Source organism: Planctomycetota bacterium, from assembly GCA_038746835.1.
GTDB lineage: Bacteria > Planctomycetota > Phycisphaerae > Tepidisphaerales > Tepidisphaeraceae > JBCDKH01.
Window position 1 is genome coordinate 1 of record JBCDKH010000258.1, and the last position, 3,801, is coordinate 3,801.

At 64.3% G+C, this 3,801-nt stretch carries 5 protein-coding genes; 3 read left to right on the plus strand and 2 right to left on the minus strand.

The window, feature by feature from the left end:
* Positions 1-35: 35 nt before the first annotated feature.
* Entirely contained in the window at positions 36-689 is a 654-nt protein-coding gene (locus tag AAGI46_16190; GenBank protein ID MEM1013748.1) for a DNA-3-methyladenine glycosylase 2 family protein, read from the minus strand.
* A gap of 46 nt (positions 690-735) precedes the next feature.
* Between AAGI46_16190 and AAGI46_16195 the strand changes: the two genes are divergently transcribed.
* Positions 736-1,518: a YggS family pyridoxal phosphate-dependent enzyme gene (locus AAGI46_16195; GenBank protein ID MEM1013749.1), complete on the plus strand. Its 783-nt coding sequence runs from the start codon at positions 736-738 to the stop codon at positions 1,516-1,518.
* Positions 1,519-1,620: 102 nt separating this feature from the next.
* Here AAGI46_16195 and AAGI46_16200 read toward each other — a convergent pair whose 3' ends face one another.
* On the minus strand, positions 1,621-2,316 hold the full coding sequence (locus AAGI46_16200; protein ID MEM1013750.1) for a zinc ABC transporter substrate-binding protein: 696 nt from the start codon (positions 2,314-2,316) through the stop codon (positions 1,621-1,623).
* A 21-nt stretch (positions 2,317-2,337) separates the two neighbouring features.
* Between AAGI46_16200 and mtnP the strand changes: the two genes are divergently transcribed.
* Positions 2,338-3,228 carry an S-methyl-5'-thioadenosine phosphorylase gene (gene mtnP / locus AAGI46_16205; protein MEM1013751.1) on the plus strand — a complete coding sequence of 297 codons (891 nt, stop codon included), beginning with the start codon at positions 2,338-2,340 and terminating at the stop codon, positions 3,226-3,228.
* Positions 3,229-3,287: 59 nt separating this feature from the next.
* Positions 3,288-3,801: hypothetical protein (locus AAGI46_16210; GenBank protein MEM1013752.1), on the plus strand; the 514-nt coding region annotated here is incomplete at its 3' end.

Sequence of the window (3,801 nt, forward strand, 5' to 3'; positions counted from 1 at the left end):
CCCCGCCACCCGGCGGGGCGTTTTCCTTTCTCCGCTCAATCGCCCTTGGCCTTCCACAGGTACCACGTGGCCACGCTGCACCACGGGTGCCACGGCTCGGCCAGCCGCTGCATCGTCGCCTCGTCGGGTCGTTCATCGAGCCGAAAGACGCGCCGAAATCCCTCACGCAGGCCGAGGTCGCCAACGGGAAGGACGTCGCCGCGGAGCAGGACGAACAGCAGATACATGTGGGCGGTCCAGACGCCGATGCCCTTGACCTCGACGAGCTTGGTGATGACGTCTTCGTCGGACAGCGTCGCGAGCTCGTCCAGCTTCAGCCGTCCGTCGACGATGCGCTGCGAAAGGTCGATCATGTAGCTTCGTTTCTGTCGCGAGATGCCACACGACCGGATGGCCTCATCATCCCAGACGCGGTCGGACGAAGGGTTCAGCGCTGCGAGCACCTTTCGGGGTGTTGGCGTCTTCTTCGTGAAGCGGCCACGAAACTTCGCGTAGAGCGTTTCGGCCCCCTTGAAGCTCAACTGCTGCGAAAAGATCGATAGGACTAGCGCCAGATACGGGTCAGGCAGCGGCTTGATCTGACATGGCCCGACCTGGCGAATCACGGCCGCGAGCTTTGGATCAGCCTTGGAGAGGTGCCGCTCGGCCTTGGACCAATCGGGTGCATCTGGCAGCGGGTCGAACCACATCGACCGACAGAATATTCGCGCTGATCGATCCGGTTATACTGCCTGCGTGAGCGACACGACGCAGCTGCCCGACGTGGACCCGAACGTACAGAGTCGGCTGGAGGACGTACGCGGCCGCATCGCCTCGGCCTGCGATCAGGCGGATCGGCCGACATCGGCCGTCACCATGGTCGCTGTCACGAAGTACGCGACGGCTGACCAGGCACGATCAATCGTGTCGCTTGGCGTGCGTGACCTTGGCGAGAACTACGTCCAGAACCTTCAGCAACGCGCTGTCGACGTCGGCGAGCACCATCAGGCGCTCCAGGCCGACGCCTCATCGGACGTGAACGACGACCTTCGCTGGCACCTGCAAGGCCACCTTCAGCGGAACAAAGTCAAGGCCGCCCTGCCGATCGTGACGATGTTGCACACGCTCGACTCGCTCCGCCTGGCCGAAGAGTTGGAGGTTCAGGTGCCCCGGGTTCTGGGCGAGGAGGCCAAGCTGCCTTGTTTGATGCAGATCAATTGCAGCAACGAATCCCAGAAAGGCGGCGTGGCGGTCGGGGCAGCGCGTCACTTGGCCGAGCAGATGATGGAGCTCGGCCATCTGCGTCTCATGGGCGTCATGACGATGGCTGCCTACGGCGTCGACGCCGACACCGCTCGCCGGACGTTTGCGCGGTGCCGCGAGGTGTTCGAAGAGATGAAGAAGTTCGGCATCGGCGGCGACGACTTCCGTCACCTGTCGATGGGCATGAGCGACGACTTCGAGCCGGCGATCCTCGAAGGCAGCACCATCATCCGCGTCGGCAGCGCCCTGTTCGGCGCACGTGAAGAAGCCGCGTGAGGTTCAGGGGCATGAGATCGGTGCCACTGCATTCTTGCAGTGGTCGGTCTAAAGCACTGCAATCATGCAGTGGCACCAGAGCCACGACGTGGCACAAGACCGCTAGTGGTCGTGTCCCTCGTGGTCACCGTGATCGTGCCCTTCGTGGTCGTCGTCGTGACCGCCGTGGCCGTGATCGTGATTGTGGCCCAGCGTGAGTTGTGCGGTCAGTCCGTGGACGTCCACGCCTTGTGCACCAAGCTTGGCCGCCAGAATGGTGAAGTTGTGGTCCATCATGCCGAGGTACGTCGACTCGATCCGCTCGTCCGCGGGCCCGTCGAGGTAGAGGCCGTCGACCTCCTGGCCGTCGGATGAGACGGTGATGCCGTAGACCGCCATCGGTGCGATCCGCTCGTCGGTGACCGTCCGATTGTCCTCTGGAACCCGATTCATCGTCGCCTTGCCGTAGGCGTCGAGTTTGACGAGTTCGTCGAGATACGCAGCGGCATTCGCATCGATCGTCGAAGCATGGTCGGGGAACGCCTCCGACAGGCTTGAGCCGAGCTCCGAAACGACCTGGGACGCAAAAGCCTCGACATTGAGCGGCGAAACGGGCAGCTCGTCATCGAAGATGAACGAGGTCGCCGCGTCGGCTGTGGTCGCAGCGACGGGCACGCCGGTGTCGTTGAGCAGGACACTCATGACGTCGCGAATGACGGGATCGTCCGAGACGGCTCGCACCGGTTTCCCGTCGCCGCCACCGCAGCCGATGAGAAGCATCGCGAACAGCAAGAGGCCCGAAAGCAGAGTCGTGCGCATACAGCACGATAAGCTCGTTTTGTGAACGAGACGATCAAGGTCGCCGTGATCGGCGGCAGCGGACTTGGCGAGGCACTCCACGCCGACGACGCGACGGAGCACTTTCCTGACACGCCCTTCGGCAAGCCGTCGGCCCCGATCCTCGAAACGACACTCGATGGTGTGCCGGTGCTGCTGCTCCGGCGTCATGGTATCGGCCATGTCCACAACCCGTCGGCTGTGCCGTATCGGGCAAACATGTTCGCGCTCAAGCAGTTGGGCGCGACGCACGTCCTCGCCAGCGGCGCCGTTGGCAGTCTGCGGGAGACGATGGAGCCCCGGCACCTCGTTCTGCCCGATTCGACCATCGACAAGACGACCAAGCGTCCAAGCACCTTTTACGAGCATGCCGCCGTCCACGTGGGCTTCGACGAGCCATTCTGCCCGCTGCTTCGCAAGCTGCTTGCCGATGCCGCCGCGAAGGTCGAAGGCGTCACGCTGCACGACCGCGGCACGTACGTCTGCATGGAGGGGCCTTCCTTTTCGACCAAGGCCGAGAGCCACATGCACCGGCTTTGGGGCGGCGATCTGATCGGCATGACGCTGATGCCTGAGGCCCGTCTGGCCCGCGAGGCCGAGCTTCCGTACGCCGCCGTGTGCCTGGTGACCGACTACGACTGCTGGCGGCCACACGACGCGTCACAGGGGCCGCAGGATCTGCTGACCGAAATCATCGGCCACCTCAAAGCCGCAACGGCGAACGCGATGAGTGTCCTCCGGGCCGCGCTAGCTATGTCATCGACCCGGACGGACGAACTGCTGGCGTGCCCGGCTCGTGACGCGTTGGCGCTGGGCATCTGGTCGGACAAGTCGAAGATCGATCCGGCGGAGATCGAGCGGCTCAAGCCGCTCTGGGGAAGGCATTTCGGCTAGCCCGAGTCGAAGCCGAAACAGTTCTGCAACCCGGCGAACAGCTTCGTATCATCGACGCCGTGCAAGGGAGTTTTCGAGCCGGATGTTTGCTCGCGATCCTGCTGCCGGTTTCGGCGGCCTGGGGTCAGCTCGACGGTCCGGTTGCGGCCGCGCTCGACATCACACCGACTGGACGTTCCGCGGCGGAGGGCGTCTACGTCGACGATTCGAGCCAAGCGCTCGATCGCTTCACGCTCGCCGGGCGTTTGGCTGACCTTGGCGAGTGGGACAAGGCGGCCGAGGTCTATCACGAGACGATCGACACGCTCGGCCGGCGGTTGGTCGCATCGCGTACCGACTCAGAGGGTCGCGTGGTCCAGTACCGCCCCGTTGCCGACGCCGTGCGAAGTGCGTTGGAAGCCTGGCCCGACGAGGGACGACAGGCTTATCGCGATCAGTTCGACGGCGAAGCACGTCGCGCATTGGCAGCCATTCGCGAACTCGACCCTGACGATCCCGCCCGGCGTGCCGGCCTGACGTCCATTGCCAGGCGGTTCCCGCTCACCGACGCAGCCGGCGAAGCTCAAATCGAGC

Coding starts and splice junctions, on each gene's coding strand:
- AAGI46_16190 (MEM1013748.1), bottom strand. CDS start 689: ATGTGGTTCGACCCGCTGCCAGATGCACCCGATTGGTCCAAGGCCGAG.
- AAGI46_16200 (MEM1013750.1), bottom strand. CDS start 2,316: ATGCGCACGACTCTGCTTTCGGGCCTCTTGCTGTTCGCGATGCTTCTC.